Source organism: Marinobacter lacisalsi (assembly GCF_042651045.1).
Taxonomy (GTDB): domain Bacteria; phylum Pseudomonadota; class Gammaproteobacteria; order Pseudomonadales; family Oleiphilaceae; genus Marinobacter; species Marinobacter lacisalsi.
Map to the genome: position 1 here is coordinate 155,829 of NZ_JBHSDI010000015.1, position 22,622 is coordinate 178,450.

The window sequence follows — 22,622 nt, forward strand, 5'->3', positions numbered from 1 at the left end:
TGGTGTGCCGTTTGGCGCCGGCGGCTGGCAACTGAAGAACCTGACCTTTACGGCCCGACAACCCTGGCTGCCTCCTCCAACGGTGTATGGCGCACATCCTCGCCCTCCACCATGTAGATCACATTCTCGGCGATGTTGCAGGCATGGTCGCCCACCCGTTCCAGGGCGCGCAGTACCCACATCACCGCCATACACCGGGAGATGTTCCGGGAGTCTTCCATCATGAAGGTGAGCAGAGTCCGGGTTGCCGCCTGGTATTCCTCGTCCACGCGCTTGTCTTCCCGCATGATCTTCAGCGCCTGGGTTGAATCCAGTCGTGAGAAGGCGTCAAGCGACTCGTGCAGCATCGTCGTCACGTGGTTGGAGATATGCCTGACTTCTACATAGCCCCGTGGCGCATGGCCCTCCTCGGCGAGGGTGAGCGCAAACTTGGCAATTTTCTTCGCCTCGTCACCCACCCGCTCCAGGTCCGACACCATCTTGATCACGGCGATGACCAGGCGCAGGTCACGGGCAGCGGGCTGGCGGCGGGCGATCAGCCGGGTGGCTTCCTCGTCCAGTTCCTTCTCCATGGTATCGACCAGCTTGTCCCGGGCCCGGATCTCATCCGCGGCATAGCCGTCACCATCGATCAGGGCGTTGACCGCGTCGATGGTCTGTTGTTCAACCAGCCCGCCCATCTTGAGAAACTCATTCTTCAGACTGGCCAGGTCGTCATTGAACTGGTGGGAAATATGATCCCCGTACATATCATCTTTGTTTTTGGGCATAGGATAACTCCTCGAAGTCGCGACCTGGTTAGCCGAAACGACCTGTAATATACGACTCGGTCAGTTCATGTTCGGGCGCGGTAAATACCTTGTTGGTCTCGTTGACCTCCACCAGGTGGCCCAGGTGGAAATAGGCGGTACGGTGGGACACCCGGGCGGCCTGCTGCATTGAGTGGGTCACAATAACAATAGTATAGCTCTCGGACATTTCCGCGATGAGCTCCTCCACTTTCGCGGTGGCAATCGGGTCCAGTGCGGAACAGGGCTCGTCCATCAGGATCACCTCGGGGCTCACGGCAATGGCCCGGGCGATGCACAGTCGCTGCTGCTGGCCGCCAGACATGCCGGTGGCGGTAGCGTCGAGCCGGTCCTTCGCTTCGTTCCACAGGCCCGCCTTGCGGAGGCTGTTCTCCACGATGTCATCCAGGTCCGACTTGCGATTGGCCAGGCCGTGAATGCGGGGACCATAGGCCACGTTCTCGTAGATGGACTTGGGGAAAGGGTTCGGCTTCTGGAACACCATGCCTACCCGGGCCCGCAGCTCGACCACATCCCGCCGGGGATCATAGATATCGTCGTCGTCCAGTTTCAGCTCACCCCGGACGCTACAGATATCGATGCTGTCGTTCATACGGTTGAGACACCGCAGGAAGGTGGACTTGCCACAACCGGACGGGCCGATAAAGGCAATCACCTCATTGCGGGCGATGTCCAGGCTGATATTCTTGATGGCCGGCGTATCGCCGTAGCGCACCTCCACATTCCTGAGCTTGAACTTGGGATCGTCCGCAAACGGCTTCCCTACCGTCTTGCCCTCTTCGATCAGCGTTTCCGCCGGCCGTTCTTCCGAAACCGGAACCGAGGGTTCGTCAGCCATGGTGGTGGCCTCTTTGTTAACGGTATTCAGGGTGTTCAGAGTACTCATCGCCATTCTCCTCACCACCGGCGCTCAAGACGCTTGCGCATCCAGATCGCCAGTGCATTCATACTGATCAGGAAGGTCAGCAGTACCATGATGGCCGCTGACGCCCGCTCGATAAAGGCCAGCTCCGGGCTGCCCGCCCACAGGAACACCTGAACCGGCAGTACGGTTGCTGAATCCAGGAAGCCATCCGGCACGTCCACGATAAAGGCCACCATGCCGATCAGCAGCAGTGGTGCCGTTTCGCCCAGGGCCTGGGCCATGCCGATAATCGAGCCGGTAAGCATGCCTGGCAGCGCCAGGGGCAACACATGGTGCAGGACCACCTGCATCTTGGAGGCGCCCATGCCTTCGGCCGCTTCCCGAATGGAAGGCGGCACGCTCTTGATGGCCGCCCGGCTGGAAATAATGATGGTGGGCAGGGTCATCAGGGTCAGCACCAGACCACCCACAAGCGGCACCGAACGGGGCATACCAAACAGGTTAATGAACACCGCCAGACCCAGCAGACCGAAGATGATCGACGGCACCGCGGCCAGGTTGTTGATGTTCACCTCAATGAAGTCCGTCAGCTTGTTCTGTGGCGCAAACTCCTCAAGGTAGATGGCCGCCGCCACCCCGATGGGGAACGACAGCACCAGGGTAACCGCCATGGTCAGCAGCGAGCCGACAATGGCGCCAAGGATACCGGCCCGGGACGGGTCCCTGGAGTCGCCCCGGCTGAAGAAGACATCGTTGAATGAGGTCTCTATCACCCCCCGCTCCAGCAACTGGTCCACCCACTCGCGCTGTTGCTCACTGAGCTTGATGGAATACTGGTCATCCCCGGCATGCTTGACGTAAACGTCGACATCCGTGTGGGAGAGGAACGTCATGGCCTGGGTGGTGCCCAGCAGGTCCGGGTTTTCCTTGAGGGCGTCCCTGAGCTGGTTTGAAGCGTAGGGATTGATCAGGTCCCGCAGTGCGCTGCGGTCAGACTCTGTGGCGCCAGGGATCTCCCGCATCAGCGACTGGATCAGCGGTTCGACAAAGTCCGCGTTCTTCATCTGCCGCGGGTCGGTAGCGTCATCCAGATACATCATTTCACCATCAATGTTCACTTCCATGGTGATGGTGGTCTTGATAAAGGCCGTATGGCCCTTGCTGATGATATCGGTGAAAAGCACCACCAGTGCCGCCAGGGCAATGGCGATCGCGACAATGCCATAGGCTCGGAACCGGCGCTCCTTGCGATACCGGCGTTTCAGCGACTTGCGGACAATCTCCGCCTGTGTTTCCTGGTTATTCATACTGTTCCCGGTATTTGCGTACGATATGAAGGGCCAACACGTTAAGAATCAGGGTGGACAGGAAGAGCATGGCGCCCAGGGCAAAGGCCGCCAGGGTCTTGGCGCTGTCAAACTCCTGGTCGCCCGTCAGCAGGGTCACGATCTGCACAGTGACCGTGGTCACGGTTTCCAGCGGGTTGGCGGTCAGGTTGGCCGCAAGGCCCGCCGCCATCACCACGATCATGGTTTCGCCAATAGCCCGTGAGACCGCCAGCAGGATCCCCCCCATGATGCCCGGCAGGGCCGCGGGAAAGATTACCTTCTTCATGGTCTCGGACTGGGTGGCGCCCAGCGCCAGCGAGCCGTCGCGGAGTGTCTGGGGTACCGCATTGATCACATCGTCAGACAGGGATGACACAAAGGGAATGATCATGATGCCCATCACCCCACCGGCTGCCAGGGCGCTCTGTGAGGAAGCATTAATACCCAGGGAAGCCGCAAAGTTGCTGATAAACGGGGCCACGGTGAGGGCAGCAAAGAAGCCGTACACCACCGTCGGTATACCCGCCAGAAGCTCCAATAGCGGCTTCACCACCCCGCGGACCCGCTTGCTGGCGTACTCGGACAGATAGATGGCCGACATCAGCCCCACCGGTACCGCCACCAGCATGGCGATGGCGGAAATAAGGAGTGTGCCGGTAAACAGCGGAATCATGCCAAAGGCACCCTCGGCCGCCACCTGATCCGCCCTTAGCGCGGTCTGTGGACTCCAGTGGGTGCCGAAGATGAATTCGAAGAACGAGATCTTGCCGAAGAAGCGCACCGTTTCGAAGAACACCGAGAAGATGATGCCCAGGGTAGTCAGGATGGCCAGGGCCGCACAGGAGAAGAAAATCCACTTGAGCGTGGTTTCCACCTGGACCCGGGCGTTGAGCCGGGGCCGGATCCGTACCCAGCCGAGGAAACCCGCCAGCACGGCGACCGACAGCACCAGTGCGGTCATGTAATAGCGGCTCTGGGTACGCAGAGCCGACAGACGCTCAGCGGCCTCGACCACCGCCGGCTCAGCGAACTCTGCCGGCAGTGCCCCACTGGCCACATTGCTGATCTTGCTCAGCATCAGGCTGGCGGCACCATCCGAATCGGGGAGCATGTCCGGCGGCAGGGAACCCACCACCAGCAACTGAATGACCTTGCCCTGGAACGCGGCCCAGAGAGCCAGCACGATCAACGCGGGAATACCGCACCACAGTGCTGCCCGGGCCCCATAATAGAAGGGCAGGGATTTCAGGTGACGGATACCGCCAAGAGGCATGGCCAGGGAACGGGAACGGGCATACCCCAGCCCGTATGCCACCATTGCCATCACCAACGTCAACAGAAAAAGATTGGCCGCTTGCATGCAAATGTCCGTGTTCTGATATTTACGGGCCAGCTAGTGTAAGGCGTTGGAGCCGCCTTCGCACTGACCTGTTCACATACGCCAAAGGGTGCGGGCCCTCAGGACCCGCACCCTCCGGAACATCCGACCGGGGTCGGCGCTTACATCAGCTCGTCCTTGCTGAGGTTCGGCATGCTCTCTGCCTTGTCCTGAAGATCCATCAGAGCATCACGGGGCGGAACGATCAGGCCCACGCTCTTCAGATAGCCGTTGGGGCCCATGGCACCCATGCTGGTAAATTCCTCAACGTACTCGGCGATACCGGGAACCACACCAATGTGAGCTTTCTTCACGTAGAAGAACAGGGACCGGGCAACCGGGTAATCGTCAGCAGCAATTGCTTCCGCGGTCGGAACCTTGCCATTGAGAGTAGCCGCCTGCAGACGGTCAGAGTTCTCTTCCAGGAAGCTGTAACCGAAGACGCCGTACATGGTGGTGTCGTCGATCAGCTTCTGAACGATCAGGTTGTCGTTCTCGCCGGCTTCGATAAAGACGCCGTCTTCACGAATGCTCTGGCATACGCCTTCCATGTCGTCTTCACTCATGTCCGCCACAGCCGGCAGGTCTTCACAGCCGCCCTGCAGCGCCAGCTCGTTGAAGGAGTCACGGGTACCGGAGGTCGGGGGCGGGCCCATTACCCGGATCGGCTTGTTGGGCAGACTGGAGTCAATATCGCTCCACTTCTCGTAGGGGTTGGCCACCAGTTTGTTCTCGTCGTCAGGGGACGGAACCTTCTCGCCCAGGGCCAGGAACAGCTGCTCCAGAGTGATGTCCAGGTTCTCTGCGTCCTGGGAGCTGGCAATGACGATACCGTCAGAACCGATACGGAACTCGGTAATGGCTTCAACGCCGTTGCTCGCGCACAGCTCGAACTCGGACGGCTTCATGCGACGGGAGGCGTTGGTAATGTCCGGGTGCTGGGTACCAATACCCTGGCAGAACAGCTTCAGACCGCCGCCGGAGCCGGTGGATTCCAGCTTGGGTGTCGGGAAGTCGGAGTTGGCACCAAAACGCTCGGCGACAACGGTAGCAAATGGATAAACAGTGGAAGAACCCACAATGCTGATGGTATCCCGGGCCATTGCCGGGGCGGATACGGCGGCTACGGCGCCGGCCAGTGCTGCGGTAGCAAGTGCTGATCTCAGTTTCATACCTTGAGTCTCCATCGTTTTTATGACGTCGGGTTGTCCGATGGTTGGCAGATTACGGATAGTCTGTGACAACTTTGTTACACCCGCAAAGTTAATTTCCACGTATCTGTCAATTTCACTTGCACACGCCGGTATGATGAATACCATGCTCAGCAAACAACAACACAGGTAGCGCTCAATGACTGACTATGACGACGACAAGCCCTCCCCCCGGGGCGAATTGATTACTCAGGTGGTGCCCCTGCCCGCCGACACCAACGCCAATGGCGATATCTACGCTGGCTGGTTGGTGCAGCAGATGGATACCGCCGCCGGCACCCTGGCTGGTCGCATTTCGCGGGGCCGCAATGCCACCGTGGCCATGGACCGTATGGAGTTCCTCTCACCCCTGCGCATCGGCGCCCAGGTGGGCTGTTATTGCGAGCTGGTGGATATCGGCCGCAGCTCCATGAAGATACACGTGGAAGTCTGGACCCGCGACCGGCACAGCAAGGGGCCACACAAGGTGACTGAAGGACTGTTCGTGTACGTGGCCATCGATGAACATGGCCGCATTCGTGAAGTCCCTGACCAGAGCGCCTGAACGGGCCCAGATCGCCTCCGTTACCTTAACCAGCTCCATGAGTGCCTCATGCAAGACGTGCTGGAAAAGCATCAGGTCTGGCTGTACCTGACCAACATCCTGGCAGGCATGTCGATTGGCTGGGCCTGGCCGGCGGTGACCACTACCTTTGAGGCCCTGTTGTGGCCGGTGCTGGGCGTGCTGCTCTACGCGACCTTTACCCAGGTGCCGCTTACCCACCTGGCCGCCGCCTTCCGTGACGGGCGGTTCAACATGGCTCTGGTGCTGGGCAATTTCGTTATCATGCCCGGCATCGTCGGGCTGCTGCTGTTGCTGGCGCCCGCGGACCCGGCCGTCCGGCTGGGCATCCTGCTGGTGCTGCTGGTGCCCTGTACCGACTGGTTTATCAGCTTTACCCATCTCGGCGGCGGTGACAGTACCCGGGCCATTGCCGCCAGCCCGATCCTGCTGATCCTTCAGATCGTGATGCTGCCACTGTATCTCTGGCTGTTTCTTGGCGAGGAGATGGTCAGTGCCAACCTGACCGGGCACCTGTTGCCGGTGTTCTTCGGGCTGATCCTGCTCCCGTTACTGCTGGCCTGGCTCACCGAAAAGACCGTCGACAAACGGCCCACCTTTACGGGGTATGTCCGGGCACTGGGCTGGCTACCGGTGCCCCTGCTGGCGCTGGTGGTTTTCCTGATCGCGGCATCACAGATCAGCCTGGTGCTGGAGACCGGGCGCATGCTGCCGGTGTTACTGGTGATTTTTTCACTCTACCTGGTGGCTGCCGCGCTGGTGGGCAGGCTCCTGAGCAGTGCCTTCCGGTTGCCCGGCCCCCGGGGACAAACCCTGGCGTTCAGCTTTGGCACCCGCAATTCCTTCGTGGTGCTGCCCTTTGCCATCGCCCTGCCCGACCTGTGGGCACCGGCGGTGGTGGTGATTGTATTCCAGTCGCTGGTGGAACTGTTTGGCATGACAGCGTACCTGAAATGGCTGCCCCGCTACTGGCCCACCAGTATCCCGCCCGGGTAATTCACGAACCGGTCGCGAACTAACCAGACTGGGCACTAGACCCATTTGCAGCGGGCCAGGGTGTAGTACAGCAACGGCACCACCAGAACAGTCAGCAGGGTGGACATGGCCAGACCAAAGATCAACGATATCGCCAGGCCGTTGAAAATCGGATCATTCAGGATGAAGTAAGCGCCCACCATCGCCGAAATGGCCGTCAGGGCGATGGGTTTGATGCGCACGGCCCCGGCCAGAACCACCGCTTCGTCCAACGCCACACCCTCATCAATCATCTGCCGGATAAACACCACCAGCAGGATGGAGTTGCGTACGATAATGCCGGCCAGGGCAATCATGCCAATCATGCTGGTGGCGGTGAACTCGCGACCCAGCAGGGCGTGGCCGGGCATGATCCCGATCAGTGTCAGCGGGATCGGCGCCATGATGACCAGGGGCAGGATGTAGGACCGGAACTGCGCCACCAGCAACACGAAAATCATGAAGATACCCACGCTGTAGGCGGCTCCCATATCGCGGAAGGTTTCGTAGGTGATCTGCCACTCACCGTCCCACTTCAGGGTGCCTTTTTCCGGCACCGGTGGCTGGTCGATAAAGTATTGTTCCGGGGCACCTTCCTGCTGATTCAGCCGCTCCACCATGGCAAACATACCGTACAGCGGCGAGTCGGTGTCGCCGGCCATATCCGCGGTAACATAGGTCACCGGCAGCAGGTTCTTGTGATAGATCGCCCCCATCCAGTCCGCTTCCCGAACCTCGGCAATGCTCGCCAACGGGACCAGGTTACCGGCGCGACTACGCACATTAAGGGAAAGCAGTACCGACGGCCGGGCCTTGTCACCTTCGCCAAGAACGACCCGTATCGGCACGGGATACTTGGCGTGATCGTCATGCAGGAAGCTGACGCCGGCCCCGCCAAGTGCCGTCTGCAACGCACTGACCACCTGGGCCTGGGACACCCCGAGCCGCGCGGCACGATCCCGGTCCACCTCGATCTCCCACTGCCTTGTGGGCGACTCGAGGGTGGTATCAATATCCACCAGGCCGTCAACTTCCGCCATCTTCCTGGCCACCTGGCGTGCCAGCTCTGCCCGGCGCGCTCCGTCCACGGCGTAGATTTCGGCCACCACCGGTGACAGCACCGGCGGCCCCGGGGGTACTTCCACCATTTTCACGCTGGCGCCGTATCGGTCACCAATCTCGGTCAGGGGTGCCCGCAAGGACTGGGCGATGTCGTGGGACTGGCGATCCCGGTTTTCCTCATGGCTGAGATTGATCTGGATATCGCCCTGATAAGGGTCGCTACGCAGGTAGTACTGGCGTACCAGTCCGTTAAAGTTGATAGGAGAGGATGTACCGGCATAGGTCTGCCAGCTGGACACCTCCTCGACGGTCTCCAGGTGGCGGCCCATTTCCATCAGCACCCGCTGGGTCTGCTCCATCGGGGTGCGCTCGGGCATATCCACCACCACCTGCAGCTCGGACTTGTTGTCGAAAGGCAGCATCTTCAGGATCACCACCAGAAATACCGGCAGGGAGGCAGCCGCCACGGTAAGGCCCACCACAGCCAGCCCAAGCCCGCGACGCCGCCAGGGGTGCTCGCCCAGGAACGGCCCCAGAACCGTCCGAAAAACACGCAGGGAGACAGGGCTGACACCGTCCGCGGAGCTGGATGCCTCATCCGCCTCGGCCGCCAGCTCACCTTTCTTGTGTTTCAGTAGCCGGAAGGCCAGCCAGGGCGCCACCACAAAGGCCACGATCTGGGACAACACCATACCCGCCGACGCATTAATCGGAATCGGGCTCATGTAGGGCCCCATCAGACCGCTGACAAACGCCATCGGAAGCAGCGCCGCCATGATGGTCAGACTCGCCATGATGGTAGGCGTCCCGACTTCGTCGACGGCAACGGGAATAATATCCTTCACCGCTCGCCGGGAGTTCTGTATACGACGGTTGATGTTCTCGGTAATCACAATACCGTCGTCCACCAGTATGCCGATGGAGAAAATCAGCGCGAACAGCGATACCCGATTCAGGGTGAAGCCCCAGGCCCAGGAAAACACCAGGGTAAGCAACAGGGTAATCAGAACCGCCAGCCCCACGATCAGGGCCTGGCGCCAGCCCATGGCCACCAGCACCAGCAGCACCACGCACAGAGTGGCGGAGATCAGGTCCGTTATCAGCTTGCGGGCTTTCTGGGAGGCGGTTACCCCATAGTCCCGGGTGACCAGCACGGCCACACCCTCAGGTAACGCGCGATTGCGTAACTGCTCCAGCCGCTGCTCAATGGCCGTGGTGATATTGACCGCGTTTTCGCCGGGCTTCTTGGCGATGGCAAGGGTAACGGCGGGGTACACATCGCCGGGGCGGCCCGCTTTGCCGGCATCGTGGGCCGGCCCGAAGCCGGTCATCACGCTCTGGTCGGCCACGGTGCCGCCCCGGCTGATATCGGCGACATCCTCCAGGTACACGGCCGAGCCATCGTGCATGCCCACCACCAGGCGGCGAACGTCGTCTGCCGACGTCAGCAGAGTGCCCGCCTGAACCGGAATGGACAGATTATCCCGGGTGATCCGGGCCTCCTGACTGCTGGTGTTGGCGGCGGTCAGCGCGTTACGCAGATCGTCGATGGTGAGGTTGAAGCCGGCCAGCAGGGCCGGATCAAAACGGATATCGACCCGGTCCGGAATGCCGCCGGTGGTATACACATCCCGGGTGCCCGGAACCCGCTTCAGGGCAACTTCCAGCATGTGGGCAAGAGGGGTAAGCTCCTCGCCGGTGTGGCCATTGACCGGATCATAGAGGGTCAGGGTCATCACCGGAACGTCGTCAATGCCCTTGGGTTTGATCACCGGCTGTGTCGCGCCCAGGTCGGCCGGCAACCAGTCCTGGTTTGAATAGACCTGGTTGTACAACCGCACCAGTGCTTCCTGGCGTGGTATCCCGACCTCAAACTGAACCGTGACGACTGCCTGCCCCTGCCGCGACACCGAGTAGACATGCTCCACGCCCTCGATCTCGCTCATGACCTGCTCGGCGGGCGTGGCTATGGCACTTTCCACCTCCCGGGTACTGGCGCCAGGAAACGCCACCATGATATCGGCCATGGTGACGTCAATCTGGGGCTCTTCCTCTTTCGGGGTGACCACCACGGCCAGAATGCCGAGGATAATCGCCAGAATCGCCAATAAGGGGGTGAGATGATTGTCCTGGAAAACCCGGGCAATGGCACCGGATGGTCCTACAGGTGGCAGGTCCCGGCTCACTGACGAGCCTCCGTGGTGCCCGGCCCGGTAACGGGATTGAGCTGATCACTGCCAACCAGGTCCGAAGGGTTTGTTACCACCCGCTCGCCCTCACTCACCCCTGCCAGGATCTCCAGCCGACCGTTATCACGAACCCCGGTACGCACCTGGCGCAGCCTCGGCCGGTCCTGGTTATCCAGCACAAATACCGCCCTCAGTTCGCTGCGATGAATCAGGCTGCTGGCCGGAACCCAGAGAACCTCACGACTTGCGACTGGCACGCCAACCTTCACCAGCATGCCGGGAAACAGGGAGCCATTGGGTTCACTCAGGCGCATCCGCAAGCGGAAGGTATGGGTTTGCGGGTTGGCATACGGATAGAACGTCATTTCACCGGTTTCCAGCACCCGTCCATCTGCCAGGGTCACCCGGGCCTGACGCTCGGTGCGGGCCAGTTCCACATACTTTTGTGGCAGATCCACCACGACCCGGAGTTGCTCCAGCGACAGGCCGCTGAGCAGGGGCTGACCGGGGCTGACAGATTCTCCCACCTCCACGTGGCGCTCGGTGAGAATGCCGCCATAGGGCGCCATCACACGGGTATAGGACAGCTGCTCCTGTGCTTCGGACACCGCTCCGCTGGCGCGATCCACCCTGGCCCTGGCGGCCGCGAGGTTATTGCGGGCCTGATCGAACTCCTGGCGGGACACCAGCCCCCGTTCGTGAACCGCCTCGATCCGCTCGAACCGTTGCCGCGCATCGGCAAGCGCCGCTTCGGCTTCCTCCAGCCCGGCCTGGGCCTGGCGCAGGCGGGAGCGTTGTTCACTGTCCTCAAGCTGGACAATCAGATCCCCGGCGGCAACTGAGTCATCAACGTCAAAGGGCAGCCTCTGCACGGTACCACTGGTCTGGGCAGAGACAGTACTCTGTTGGACTGCTTCAATCAGGCCATCAAGATGGACCGTTTCCTGAAACGAACGGCGCTCAACGACGTCAAAGGCAGGCTGCGCGGCAGCCAGCGCTGGCACGATCAGGAACAGAGTGGTGAAAAGGCGACCGGGATGACGCATGCCAACCTCGCAAAAAGTTATAAGAATATTCCATCGACTGATCAAAGTTTAACAGGGCAGCAGCGTCCTTACATTGAGTATGAACAAAATAGCAGGAGGCCACACTAACTGCCCCCTGGGCCGGCATCCTGCCCCCCCCCCCTGACCATGGATCCACCGACAGGCGATCGCAAACTCACCATAACCTATTGCCTCACTATCGACTTAAGCTGAATTCGACAGGAAGCCTGATCGGCCAGACGTCCTGACCGACAGAAGCCGGGATCTTCGTAAAAGGTGATACCCGCCGCAAGGCCTCGATCGCTGCATCATCAAGCCCCGGATAACCGGAGGACTCGACCACCCGGATGTCGCTCAGCTCTCCACTGCGCTGAATCACGAAACTGACGACCACCCTGCCCTGTTCCCCGAAACGGCGGGACAGACGCGGGTAGAATTTTTGCTGATGTATCCGGGTGGCAAGGGCTTCCAGGTAACGTTCCCGTGCCTGGCTGTCCGGCACTTCGGTCCTGGGGGCCGGGGAGGCTTCCGGTGCCTCCGGCACGTTGGACGACGCAGCGCTTACATTCGCTACCTGAGGACGTGCGGCGCTTTCAGGCTTCGGCTGTGGAACCTCGGAAACAGGTGGTGCCGGATCAGCTCGGGGAGATTCCGGCTCTTTTACCGACGGCTGAGGACGCGCTTTCGGCTGCGGCGAGGGCGCAGGCTCCGGTTTCGATGCCGGTTCCACGTCCTCCGGGCTGGATGCTGACGAAGGCTTGTGTGCAGCCACTACCGGTTCTGGCGTCACCTTGGGCAGTGGCTCCACGACGGACGCTGCTTCCGGTGGTGGCGACGGGGCGGGAGGCACCGTCTGAGCCACCGTCAGGTTCAGGGTGGCGGACTCGTGCTGCTCTACCTGAACGTCGGCCTCGTGCACTTGGATCACGAGCGCGGTCAGAACCACCACGTGCGCCAGGGCGGAGAACAGCAACCCGACTCGGAATGCCCGGATTCCGGCAGTGCTGGAAGCAGGGAACACGGTCAGAACGTCACGGTCACTCCGGCATAGAGCGAACGACCCATACCGGGCACGGCAACGCCCCAGTCAACACCCGTTATACTCATGGTCGAGCCCTGCCCTGTGTAGGCACCTCCCGTAGGCAGGTAGTAGAGCTTGTCCATCAGGTTCTCGACGCCCAGGTCCACGCGCACGTTTTCCCAGGAATGGCTGGTACGCAGGTTGAGCAGACCATAACCCGGAGTCGGTATTTCGTTGCGCACCTCCGAGCCGTCATCCTTGCTGCTTACCAACACCCATTCGATCGCATTGTCCCAGCCAACCTGCTGGTGGGTGAGTGTAAAACGGCCATTTAGCGGCATCATGTTGTAGAGCTCGTCGCCTGTATCGCGGTTTTTACCATTGACGTAGCTGACCATGCCTTCGAGCCCCCAGGTCCCCCAGTCATTCCGGGCCAGCAATGACTTGCCGGAGAGGTCAATACCGTACAGGCGAGCTGACTGGTTCGCGTATTGGAGAACGTTGAAGGTTTCCGGCTGGAAGGTTGCCGGGTCGAGGGCCACGGCATCGATGTAGTCCACCACCCGTGTGTAGTAGGGGCTCAGCTCCAGCTCCCAGCGGTGATCCGGTGAGTGCCAGTTAACGCTGGCCGAGACCGTGTAGGCTTTCTCAGGCTCCAGGCCCGGATCGCCAACGTAACCATTACCGTCACCGGCAAAGTTGTTCATGATCGCCGCCATGGCCCCGGTGGACCAGGTATAGCGCTCGTAAAGGTTCGGCGAGCGAACCTTGCGGGCGGCCCCCAGCTCAATATCCAGCATGTCGCTGTGGCGGTAGTTCGCCAGGGCAGTCACATCCCAGTTGTTGTCGACCTGTTCGCGATCACTGGCGTTAAACCTGTCCGCCTGGCTTCCCGGCGCCGGTGTCGTCGTCTGGTAGCCATGCACCTTACCGGCTTCGGTTGTCACCCGCTCGTAGCGAACACCCAGCAGCCCCAGCCATTGCGGGTTCAACTGCGACTCCCACTCGGCAAACAGCGCGTTTCGATCACGTTGACCGTCATTGATGTTCAGGAATGTGCCCGGCCACATACCGCCTCCGGAGGCCTCCCAGTAGTCATCAAGGCGGTAGGCCTGGACCTCGGCCCCCACCCGCAACAGGTTGCCCGGTGTCAGGTCAACTTCCGCATGGAGGCTGGCTCCGGTGGTTCTGCTCTCAGTGTACATCGGCATGCCTGCCGCGCAGCTCGCACCGACGGGTGAACAAGGTGTACCCACTTCTGGCGACATTGAGTCCATGCCATACCAGAAGCGCTTGTCCGGCCCGAAGTCCATGACATGGTCAACCTGCTCGTGATAAACCTGAGCCTCCAGGATCCCCCAGGGAAAACCACCGGTCCAGCCCAGACTGCCACGCTTCTGCTCGTTGTCCACCAGGTCCATACGCTGGTTGGGGAACAGCTGCTCGGGCATATCCTGGTAGCCCAGCTCAACATCGAACAGGTGGCTTCCGCGCCTGACCGCTAACCCCAGGGTATGATTCTGCGTTTCATAGGCTGTCGAACCAACTTCGTCCAGGGGCAGCGTATGACCCACCCGGCCCGTCGCCCCGGACGTTTTGAAGTCATCACCCGCGCGATAGTTGTCAGCCTGACTCCAGCTGCCGTTATAGCTGATACTCGCGGTCTCGGTTGCATAGGTGGCGGCTGCGTTGCCGCCATAGGCGTCGTTGTTGCTCCGATAGAAAGCACCCAGCTCACCTTTGGCAAGGTCGCCTTCGCCCGGTGTGGCGAATTCAGGGGCGCGCGTCTCAACCAGGATGGTGCCTCCGATACTGTCGCCACCACTACTGACGGGGGAGATGCCAGCAAAAACCCTGATCCCTCCCACATTGCTCGGATCCACGTAAGACATAGGCGGGTTCATCTGGTTGGGGCAGCTCGGGATCAGATCCATGCCGTCCACCTTTATCCGCAGCCGATCGTTGGCCAGCCCCCGGATGGACGGGATGCCGGACACAGCACCGGCACCGTTAATCGTCAGGCCCGGCACATTGCCTAACAGGCTGGCGGAATCACTGGTGGCGGAGCGCAGAGCCTGCAAGGTTGCATCGTCAACAACAGCGCTGCCCTGGTGCAGGTTTTGTCCTGTGCCCGCATTTACCATGATGGCATCAAGAATCGTTTCCTCGGCGAATACCGCCGGGAAATGACATGCCAGACTCACCCCAACCAACCAGTACGAATGCCTGCGAGACATGGAAACTCCCCTGAACGAATGTAATCCGGGCGGGAGTATACCGATGCTCCATCCAGGCCCGCCTGTGACCGATTGACACGTTCGGCCGCGTTTCAGGCGACTGTCCGGCAGGCGATGGCATTACCAGTCTGGTCTAACGGAGTATCACCAACGGTTTCCTGGCGGTTTCCAGCATCCTGGTGGTAGTACTGCCCACCAGGAACCGGCGGATGCGGGAATGGCCGTAGGCGCCCATGATCAGCACATCAATATCGTGCTCTTCCTGGTAGGCATGCAGGGTCTGCTCCACATCGCCCTCGCGTATGGCCAGGTGTACTTCCATGCCCTGGGCAGCCAGCGCCTTTTCGGCTTTGTTGAGCTGCGCCCGGTGTTCCTCTTTGTCCGAGCCGATCATCACCAGATGCACGGGCATGCCTTTGAACACCGGCGTACCGGCCAGCAGTTCGATGCTCCGGAAAGCGGTGGAGCTGCCATCAAAGGCCAGCATGGCGCTGCGCGGTTCGCTGTACTCATCCGGCACCAGGAAGACCGGCCGGTGCACACTGCGAATCACGGTTTCCAGCTGGCTGCCGACATGGCCGCCGGTTGCCGGGCTGCTCTCACCGTGCAGGCCCAGCACAAACAACCGGGACTCGGGCTCGATCTCCACCAGCGAGCTGGCCAGTTCATCGTGCCGCTGGCGCTTGCCCGGGTTATCCACACCGGCCGCCCGCACCCGCTTTTCAGCTTCATCCAGCAACAGGTGCCCGTGTTTGAGGGCCAGCTTGCTGCGTTCCTGGTCCAGTTGCACGAGGTCTTCCAGCAACTGCTCACGGCTACCCAGACCAATGTTGCCGCTCATATCGGTTCTGGCCGGGTATTTCTCGTCATCCAGTACATGCAGCAGCATCAGAGGGTCGCCCATCCTGCGGCTGGCCCAGGCCGAGTAATCACACACTGCCAGTGCCGCTTTGGAGCCATCGATGCAGGCTACGACATTGAGGGGCTTCTGGGCCCCGGTTTCACGATTTTCTACTGTCATCGTTTCAACTCCGTTAGTGGGCCATCAGACGTTCTACGGCGTCCGGTTTGTCATGGACACCGAACCGGTCCACGATGGTGGCGCTGGCTTCGTTCAGCCCGATGACTTCCACATCGGAGCCTTCCCGGCGGAACTTGACCACGGCCTTGTCGAGCGCGGCAACGGCGGTTATGTCCCAGAAATGGGCCCGACTCAGGTCGATGACCACGTTATCGACGGCTTCCTTGAAGTCGAACGACTCTATGAATTTCTCGGAGGAGCTGAAGAAGACCTGCCCAACCACGTTGTACCGACGGGTATCGGTCGCGTCCTCGTAATCGGAGGTAACCACCATGTAGTGGCCCACCTTGTTGGCAAAGAACAGTGCCGCCAGCAACACGCCGGCCAGCACACCGAAGGCCAGGTTATGGGTGGCCACGACCACGACTACGGTCACCACCATGACAATATTGGTGGACAGCGGATGCTCCCTGAGATTCTTGATGGAACCCCAGCTGAAGGTACCGATGGACACCATGATCATCACCGCCACCAGGGCGGCCATGGGAATCTGCACCAGCCACTTGTCCAGCACCAGCACCATCACCAGCAGGAACACACCGGCGGTAAGGGTGGACAAGCGGGTACGTCCCCCGGACTTGATGTTGATAATGGACTGACCAATCATCGCGCAGCCGGCCATGCCGCCAAGCAGGCCAGAACCGATATTGGCGATGCCCTGACCCTTGCATTCCCGGTTCCGGTCGCTGGGGGTGTCCGTCAGGTCATCCACAATGGTCGCCGTCATCATGGACTCCAGCAGGCCAACCACGGCCAGGCCCATCGAATAGGGCAAAATGATCATCAGGGTTTCCAGATTCACGGGCACATCCGGCCACAGGAAGATGGGCAAGGTATCCGGTAACTCTCCCATATCACCCACGGTGCGAATGTCGATGCCATACCACATGGCCACACCGGTCAGTACCACAATGCAAATCAGCGGCGACGGCAGGATTCGTCCAACCACCGGGATCATCGGAAACAGGTAGATAATGCCCAGACCGGCGGCAGTCATGGCGTAGACATGCCAGGTGACGCCGGTCAGTTCCGGCAGTTGCGCCATAAAGATCAGGATGGCCAGGGCATTCACGAAGCCGGTGACCACCGAGCGGGAGACAAAGCGCATCAGGGCGCCCAGCTTGAGGTAGCCGGCGGCAATCTGCAGCACCCCGGTCAGCAGGGTGGCGGCCAGCAGGTATTCCAGACCATGCTCCTTCACCAGGGTCACCATCAGCAGGGCCATGGCGCCGGTGGCGGCGGAAATCATGCCCGGGCGCCCGCCGACAAAGGCGATCACAACCGCGATACAGAAGGAAGCGTAAAGGCCCACTTTCGGATCCACGCCCGCAATAATGGAAAAGGCGATGGCCTCGGGAATCAGGGCCAGTGCCACCACGATACCGGCGAGCAGATCGCCCCGTATGTTGGAAAACCAGTTTGTTCGTAGTCGATTCATCATGGGCTGAAATTCCGGTCAAAAGTAAAAACAAAAGAGACTGGCTACAGGCGCCCTGCCCGCATCCGGTTTTATTGTTGGAAAAATTCAGGGCCTGGATGGACAAAGGTCACCACATGATCCGGCCGGGTCACTGTCACGGCATACGGAATAGCAGTTTGAACCTTGCTCAACAGGTAAACGAAGGGGGAGCTTGCACGCTAGGGCGGAAGGATCGTCACAGTCGGGTATCAGTATCGTTGACAAAAATGAAGTGTTGCTCAAAACAGGGCGCGGATTTTATCAGGGTCGGGGCCTGAAAGTAAGGCCATTCACGACGCCAACGCGTACCGCCTCTCGGGCAACATCAGGGATAACAGCGCAGCGACCGACACCAACCCGGCGGAAATCCACAGACAGGCCTCCAGCCCATAGGCCTGGTAAACCCAGCCGGACAGGATGGTGCCCAGCAAACGTCCGGCGGCATTGGACATGTAGTAGAAACCCACATCCAGCGACACGCCATCGCCCCGGGCATAGCTGACAATCAGGTAGCTGTGCAGGGACGAGTTGATAGCGAACAGCACGCCGAACAGCAGCAAACCGCCGACCACCACAACCTGTGGCGGCCAGCCCGCCATCAGGCCAACAGCAATGGCGGCCGGAACCAGGGCCAGGGCGGCGGCCCATAGCACCGCCGGCTGTTTGTCTTCCATATTGCCGGTTATGCGTGGCGCAATGGTCTGGATGAAGCCATAGCCAATAATCCAGGTGGCCATGAACGCGCCCACCTTCCAGAAGTCCCAGCCGAACACCGTGTGCAGATAGACCGGCAAGGCCACCACAAACCACACGTCCCGCGCGCCGAACAGGAACATCCGCGCCGCCGACAACACGTTGATGGCACGGCTTTTCGACAGGATTTCACGGAACTTCGGTTTGGCCTTGCTCTTGCCCAGTTCCTCCTTGAGCAAGAACAGGCTGAGCAGCCAGACCAGCCCGAGGGCCACTGCCATGATGACCACTGCGCCTTTGAAGCCGGCCGCCATCAGCAGCACGCCACCGAGGAAGAAGCCGACGCCCTTGAGGGTGTTCTTGGAGCCGGTGAGAATGGCCACCCATTTGTAGAGTTTGCCCTGATCGGTATCAGGCACCAGCAGCTTGATACCGCTCTTGGCGGACATCTTGTTGAGGTCCTTGGCGATACCCGACAGCGCCTGCGCCGCCATCACCCAGGGCACGATCAGCATGGAGGCAGGTACCGCGAGCATACCGAGGGCCACGATCTGCAGGAACAACCCGATGTTCATGGTGCGGTTGAGGCCCATGCGGGCACCCAGGTAGCCCCCCACCAGGTTGGTCACCACCCCGAAGAACTCGTAGAAGATGAACAGCAGGGCGATTTCCAGGGGTGAGTAGCCGAGCTGGTGGAAGTGCAGCACCACCAGCATCCGCAGGGCCCCATCCGTCAGGGTAAAGGCCCAGTAGTTGCCGGTAATGACCAGGTACTGACGGATGGAAGGCGTCATATCAGGCAGAGCCCACCTTGCGCGCCAGTTCCACGGTGCGGTTGGCGTAACCCCACTCGTTGTCGTACCAGGCGTAGATTTTCACCTGGGTGCCATTGACCACGATGGTGGACAGGGCATCAACGATGGACGAGCGCGGGTCGGTCTTGTAGTCGATGGACACCAGGGGGCGTTCCTCGTAGCCCATGATGTCTTTCAGCTCGCCTTCCGCCGCTTCTTTGAGCAACCGGTTCACCGTATCGCGATCGGTAGCCTGCTCCACCTCGAACACGCAGTCGGTCAGCGACGCATTGGTCAGTGGCACCCTCACCGCATGGCCATCCAGCCGGCCCTTCAGCTCCGGGAAGATCTCGATGATCGCGGTGGCCGAGCCGGTGCTGGTGGGAATCAGCGAACTGCCACAGGCCCGGGCCCGGCGCAGATCCTTGTGGGGCGCGTCGAGGATGGTCTGGGTGTTGGTCAGGCTGTGGATGGTAGTGATGGACCCGTGTTTGATGCCCAGCTTCTCATGAATCACCTTCACCACTGGCGCCAGACAGTTGGTGGTGCAGGAGGCGGCGGTGACGATGCGGTCAGTGGCCGGGTCAAAGATGTCTTCGTTGACACCCATCACGATGTTCTTGGCGCCGGCTTCCTTGACCGGGGCAGAGACCACAACCCGCTTCACACCCTGGTCCAGGTAGCCTTGCAGCGCCTTGACGGTCTTGTTGACGCCACTGGCCTCAATCACCAGATCACAGCCCGACCAGTCGGTGTCGCTGATGGCCTTGTTCCGGGTCATCCGTATGCGCTGGCCTTCAATGACAATATCGTTGCCATCCGCGTCGGCCTGATGGTTCCAGATACCGTGAACGCTGTCGAAATTGAGCAGGTGGGCCAGCGTGTCGGCGTCGGCACCCGGGTCGTTGATGGCGACAAATTCCAGATCGGGCCCACCCCACGCTGCGCGCAGGGCGAGCCGGCCGATACGGCCAAAACCGTTAATGCCTACCTTGATCTTGCTCATAATGCTCTCCTGACAATTCGATGAATTCCGTGGGCGGAGCCTGCTATCACGGGCACGGGACTTCCGGCCGGTCCGCCATGGCCTTCAGCCGGGTCAGCGGGTCTTTGATCAGCGCCTCATTGGCCTGCGCCGTTTCCTGAAGCACCCGCCTCACCCAGTCTGGCAAACCGGGGTTAAGGTAATAATAGACCCATTGGCCATGACGCTCAGTTTCCACCAGCCCCACATCCCGAAGCGTCGCCAGATGGCGACTGACCTTGGGCTGGGAAACGTCGAAGGCTTCCGTTAGTTCACACACGCACAGCTTTCCCTGATCGCGGATCAGCAGCAGGGCCGCCAGCCGCAACTCGTCCGCCAGCGCCTTGAAGACCGCCACCGGTTGATAGTGTCCCGGTTTGCGGCCGGTTTCCTTCTGGTGAACCAGCGTGAACAGCCGCAGGCGCTCCTTCAGATCTTTCAACGTCAGGGCGAAGGTGGTGTGCCGGTTCGACGGCACCGGGTCGGGAAAATCCCAGGCGATCTGCTGGGCAGGCTCGCAGACGTTTCCGCACTCGTTGGCCGCCTTCTCACAAAGGGTAATCACATAATCCCAGTACTGCCCCTTCAGATCCGCCAGCTGTTTGCTTTGCAGTCCATCCACGGCAATGCCGGCTTCCGACAGCATCTGCAGGGCCAGGGGATGGGGACAGGTAGGCTCGGTGCCGGCACTGGCCACCTCGAACCGGTCGCCGGCCATGTCCCGCAGCAGGGCTTCAGCCATCAGCGAGCGGGCACTATTGGCGGTACAGACGAACAGAACACGGCGTTTCATACGATTTTCCATATATTCGTTTTTATGAATATCTATTTTTGTGCATAATAGGATCAACAACACCACGAGTAAAGGATTTCCCCACTAAAATGAGCACCCCGGATCTCCCCAACGTCAGGCAGGCATCCTTCAATGCCCCGAGTCACGATCAGGTCTTTTCTGACAGGCCAGCGGACCACGCTCCGCGCATTCTGCTGTTGTATGGTTCCCTGCGGGAGCGTTCCTTCAGCCGCCTGGTGGTGGAGGAAGCCGCCCGCCTGCTTGAAGCCATGGGAGCCGAACCCCGCATCTTTGACCCGCGGGGGCTGCCGCTGGCGGATGCCGAGGAAGATTCTCATCCGAAGGTGCAGGAACTGCGGAAACTGGCGGAGTGGTCGGAAGGCATGGTCTGGTGTTCACCGGAGCGCCACGGTGCCATGACCGGCATCATGAAGACCCAGATCGACTGGATCCCCCTGTCCATCGGCGGCATGCGTCCTACCCAGGGCAAGACCCTGGCCGTGATGCAGGTGTGTGGCGGGTCCCAGTCCTTCAACGCGGTGAACCAGTTGCGGGTGCTGGGGCGCTGGATGCGGATGGTGACCATCCCCAACCAGTCGTCGGTGCCCAAGGCGTTTACCGAATTCGATGATAACGACCGCATGCTGCCCTCCCCCTTCTACAACCGCATCGTGGACGTGATGGAGGAACTGGTAAAATTCACCCTGCTGATACGGGATCGCAGCGATTACCTGACGGACCGTTACTCCGAACGGGTGGAAAGTGCCGAGGAAGTATCAGAACGCGTCAACCAGCGGTCCATGTGAGGAACAGGCAATGAACAGCAACGCAGACGCCACCCCGGCCGAAGACACCCATGGCGGCATGGATCTTTTCGGAAAGTACCTGTCTGTATGGGTCGCACTGGCCATCATCGCCGGCGTGGCCCTGGGGCAGCTGGCGCCCGTGGTGCCGGAAACCCTGTCCCGCTTCGAATACGCCCAGGTGTCCATCCCCATTGCCATACTGATCTGGGCGATGATCTTTCCCATGATGGCGCAAATTGATTTCAGTGCGGTCGTGGGCGTCAGGAAAGAGCCGAAAGGCCTGGCTATCACCACCATCGTCAACTGGCTGATCAAGCCCTTCACCATGTTTGCCATTGCCTGGTTCTTCCTGATGGTGGTGTTCGAGCCCTTTATCCCGCCGCAACTGGCCAGCGAATACCTGGCCGGTGCTATCCTGCTGGGCGCTGCCCCCTGCACCGCCATGGTATTCGTATGGAGTTACCTGACCAGGGGCGACGCGGCTTACACCCTGGTGCAGGTGTCCCTGAACGACATCATCATGCTGTTCGCCTTTGCGCCCATTGTGGTGTTCCTGCTGGGCATATCGGATATCCAGGTACCCTGGGATACGGTGCTGCTGTCGGTGGTGCTGTACATCGTGATTCCGCTGACCGCAGGCTACCTCACCCGCCGCACGCTGATCGCCCGTCGCGGCGAACGCTGGTACGACGACGTGTTCATGAAGCGCCTGGGCCCGGTCACACCGGCAGCCCTGATCATCACCCTGGTGCTGCTGTTTGCCTTCCAGGGCGAAGTCATCCTGAATAACCCTTTGCACATCGTGCTTATCGCGGTGCCACTCATTGTGCAGACCTTCCTGATCTTCTTCCTGGCTTACGGCTGGGCCCGGCTGTGGAAGGTGCGCCACTGCATTGCGGCCCCAGGCGCGATGATCGGCGCCAGCAATTTCTTTGAGCTGGCGGTGGCCGCTGCCATTGCCCTGTTTGGGCTGCAGTCCGGGGCTGCCTTGGCCACGGTGGTAGGGGTGCTGGTTGAGGTACCGCTGATGCTGGTACTGGTACGCATCGCTAATAAGACACGGGACAGGTTTCCCGCCTGACTCCGGAGCCCACCGGCGCCAGGCCCCTCCCCCTGGCGCTTAGCGTCCTTCCCTGCACGTCTGCAAACAGCATCTATACTTCAATTGACTGACGTCAACCGACAGGCGAATAAGGCTGCAAGGGGTCAGGAAATAACCCAAACTCCTATGGGAGTCGATGCTCAACGAT

General features: G+C 60.6%; 18 protein-coding genes. 4 read left to right on the forward strand and 14 right to left on the reverse strand.

The window, feature by feature from the left end:
• Positions 1–47 precede the first annotated feature (47 nt).
• The 5 genes from phoU to ACFOZ5_RS12330 all read right to left on the reverse strand — a co-directional run bounded on the left by phoU (position 48) and on the right by ACFOZ5_RS12330 (position 5,552).
• Complete coding sequence (gene phoU, locus ACFOZ5_RS12310) at positions 48–770, reverse strand: phosphate signaling complex protein PhoU (RefSeq protein WP_379887713.1); 723 nt, start codon at positions 768–770, stop codon at positions 48–50.
• Positions 771–798: 28 nt separating this feature from the next.
• Complete coding sequence (pstB, locus tag ACFOZ5_RS12315; RefSeq protein WP_379887795.1) at positions 799–1,686, reverse strand: phosphate ABC transporter ATP-binding protein PstB; 888 nt, start codon at positions 1,684–1,686, stop codon at positions 799–801.
• 20 nt (positions 1,687–1,706) lie between these two features.
• Entirely contained in the window at positions 1,707–2,981 is a 1,275-nt protein-coding gene (pstA, locus tag ACFOZ5_RS12320) for a phosphate ABC transporter permease PstA (RefSeq protein WP_379887715.1), read from the reverse strand.
• Positions 2,974–4,362, reverse strand: coding sequence for a phosphate ABC transporter permease subunit PstC (pstC, locus tag ACFOZ5_RS12325; RefSeq protein WP_379887717.1), 1,389 nt, complete (start codon positions 4,360–4,362; stop codon positions 2,974–2,976). The genes pstA and pstC overlap by 8 nt, the downstream gene beginning before the upstream one ends.
• Before the next feature lie 140 nt (positions 4,363–4,502).
• On the reverse strand, positions 4,503–5,552 hold the full coding sequence (locus tag ACFOZ5_RS12330) for a substrate-binding domain-containing protein (RefSeq protein WP_379887719.1): 1,050 nt from the start codon (positions 5,550–5,552) through the stop codon (positions 4,503–4,505).
• Between the two features lie 178 nt (positions 5,553–5,730).
• Between ACFOZ5_RS12330 and ACFOZ5_RS12335 the strand changes: the two genes are divergently transcribed.
• Together ACFOZ5_RS12335 and ACFOZ5_RS12340 are read left to right on the forward strand one after the other, a co-directional pair.
• The gene (locus ACFOZ5_RS12335; protein ID WP_379887721.1) at positions 5,731–6,135 is read left to right on the forward strand and encodes an acyl-CoA thioesterase; all 405 of its coding nucleotides are present in this window, start codon (positions 5,731–5,733) and stop codon (positions 6,133–6,135) included.
• 48 nt (positions 6,136–6,183) lie between these two features.
• Positions 6,184–7,149, forward strand: a complete 966-nt coding sequence (locus ACFOZ5_RS12340; protein ID WP_379887723.1) for an arsenic resistance protein — start codon at positions 6,184–6,186, stop codon at positions 7,147–7,149.
• Positions 7,150–7,184: 35 nt separating this feature from the next.
• Here ACFOZ5_RS12340 and ACFOZ5_RS12345 read toward each other — a convergent pair whose 3' ends face one another.
• From ACFOZ5_RS12345 to ACFOZ5_RS12385, 9 genes are all read right to left on the reverse strand, one after another.
• Positions 7,185–10,415 carry an efflux RND transporter permease subunit gene (locus tag ACFOZ5_RS12345; protein ID WP_379887725.1) on the reverse strand — a complete coding sequence of 1,077 codons (3,231 nt, stop codon included), beginning with the start codon at positions 10,413–10,415 and terminating at the stop codon, positions 7,185–7,187.
• Positions 10,412–11,464: an efflux RND transporter periplasmic adaptor subunit gene (locus ACFOZ5_RS12350; RefSeq protein WP_379887727.1), complete on the reverse strand. Its 1,053-nt coding sequence runs from the start codon at positions 11,462–11,464 to the stop codon at positions 10,412–10,414. The genes ACFOZ5_RS12345 and ACFOZ5_RS12350 overlap by 4 nt, the downstream gene beginning before the upstream one ends.
• Before the next feature lie 196 nt (positions 11,465–11,660).
• Positions 11,661–12,437: an energy transducer TonB gene (locus ACFOZ5_RS12355; RefSeq protein ID WP_379887729.1), complete on the reverse strand. Its 777-nt coding sequence runs from the start codon at positions 12,435–12,437 to the stop codon at positions 11,661–11,663.
• A gap of 50 nt (positions 12,438–12,487) precedes the next feature.
• On the reverse strand, positions 12,488–14,722 hold the full coding sequence (locus ACFOZ5_RS12360) for a TonB-dependent receptor (protein ID WP_379887731.1): 2,235 nt from the start codon (positions 14,720–14,722) through the stop codon (positions 12,488–12,490).
• A gap of 133 nt (positions 14,723–14,855) precedes the next feature.
• Entirely contained in the window at positions 14,856–15,743 is an 888-nt protein-coding gene (locus ACFOZ5_RS12365) for a universal stress protein (RefSeq protein ID WP_379887734.1), read from the reverse strand.
• A 13-nt stretch (positions 15,744–15,756) separates the two neighbouring features.
• Positions 15,757–17,244, reverse strand: coding sequence for a SulP family inorganic anion transporter (locus ACFOZ5_RS12370; RefSeq protein ID WP_379887736.1), 1,488 nt, complete (start codon positions 17,242–17,244; stop codon positions 15,757–15,759).
• 308 nt (positions 17,245–17,552) lie between these two features.
• Complete coding sequence (gene arsJ, locus ACFOZ5_RS12375) at positions 17,553–18,749, reverse strand: organoarsenical effux MFS transporter ArsJ (RefSeq protein WP_379887738.1); 1,197 nt, start codon at positions 18,747–18,749, stop codon at positions 17,553–17,555.
• A 1-nt stretch (position 18,750) separates the two neighbouring features.
• Positions 18,751–19,755, reverse strand: a complete 1,005-nt coding sequence (locus tag ACFOZ5_RS12380) for an ArsJ-associated glyceraldehyde-3-phosphate dehydrogenase (protein WP_379887740.1) — start codon at positions 19,753–19,755, stop codon at positions 18,751–18,753.
• Positions 19,756–19,801: 46 nt separating this feature from the next.
• Positions 19,802–20,566 (reverse strand): metalloregulator ArsR/SmtB family transcription factor, encoded by a 765-nt coding sequence (locus ACFOZ5_RS12385; protein WP_379887742.1) that lies wholly within the window; start codon positions 20,564–20,566, stop codon positions 19,802–19,804.
• A gap of 89 nt (positions 20,567–20,655) precedes the next feature.
• On the opposite strand from ACFOZ5_RS12385, the gene arsH reads away from it, so the two are divergent.
• Positions 20,656–21,372, forward strand: a complete 717-nt coding sequence (gene arsH / locus ACFOZ5_RS12390; protein WP_379887744.1) for an arsenical resistance protein ArsH — start codon at positions 20,656–20,658, stop codon at positions 21,370–21,372.
• Positions 21,373–21,382: 10 nt separating this feature from the next.
• Complete coding sequence (arsB, locus tag ACFOZ5_RS12395; protein ID WP_379887746.1) at positions 21,383–22,453, forward strand: ACR3 family arsenite efflux transporter; 1,071 nt, start codon at positions 21,383–21,385, stop codon at positions 22,451–22,453.
• Positions 22,454–22,622: the final 169 nt, after the last annotated feature.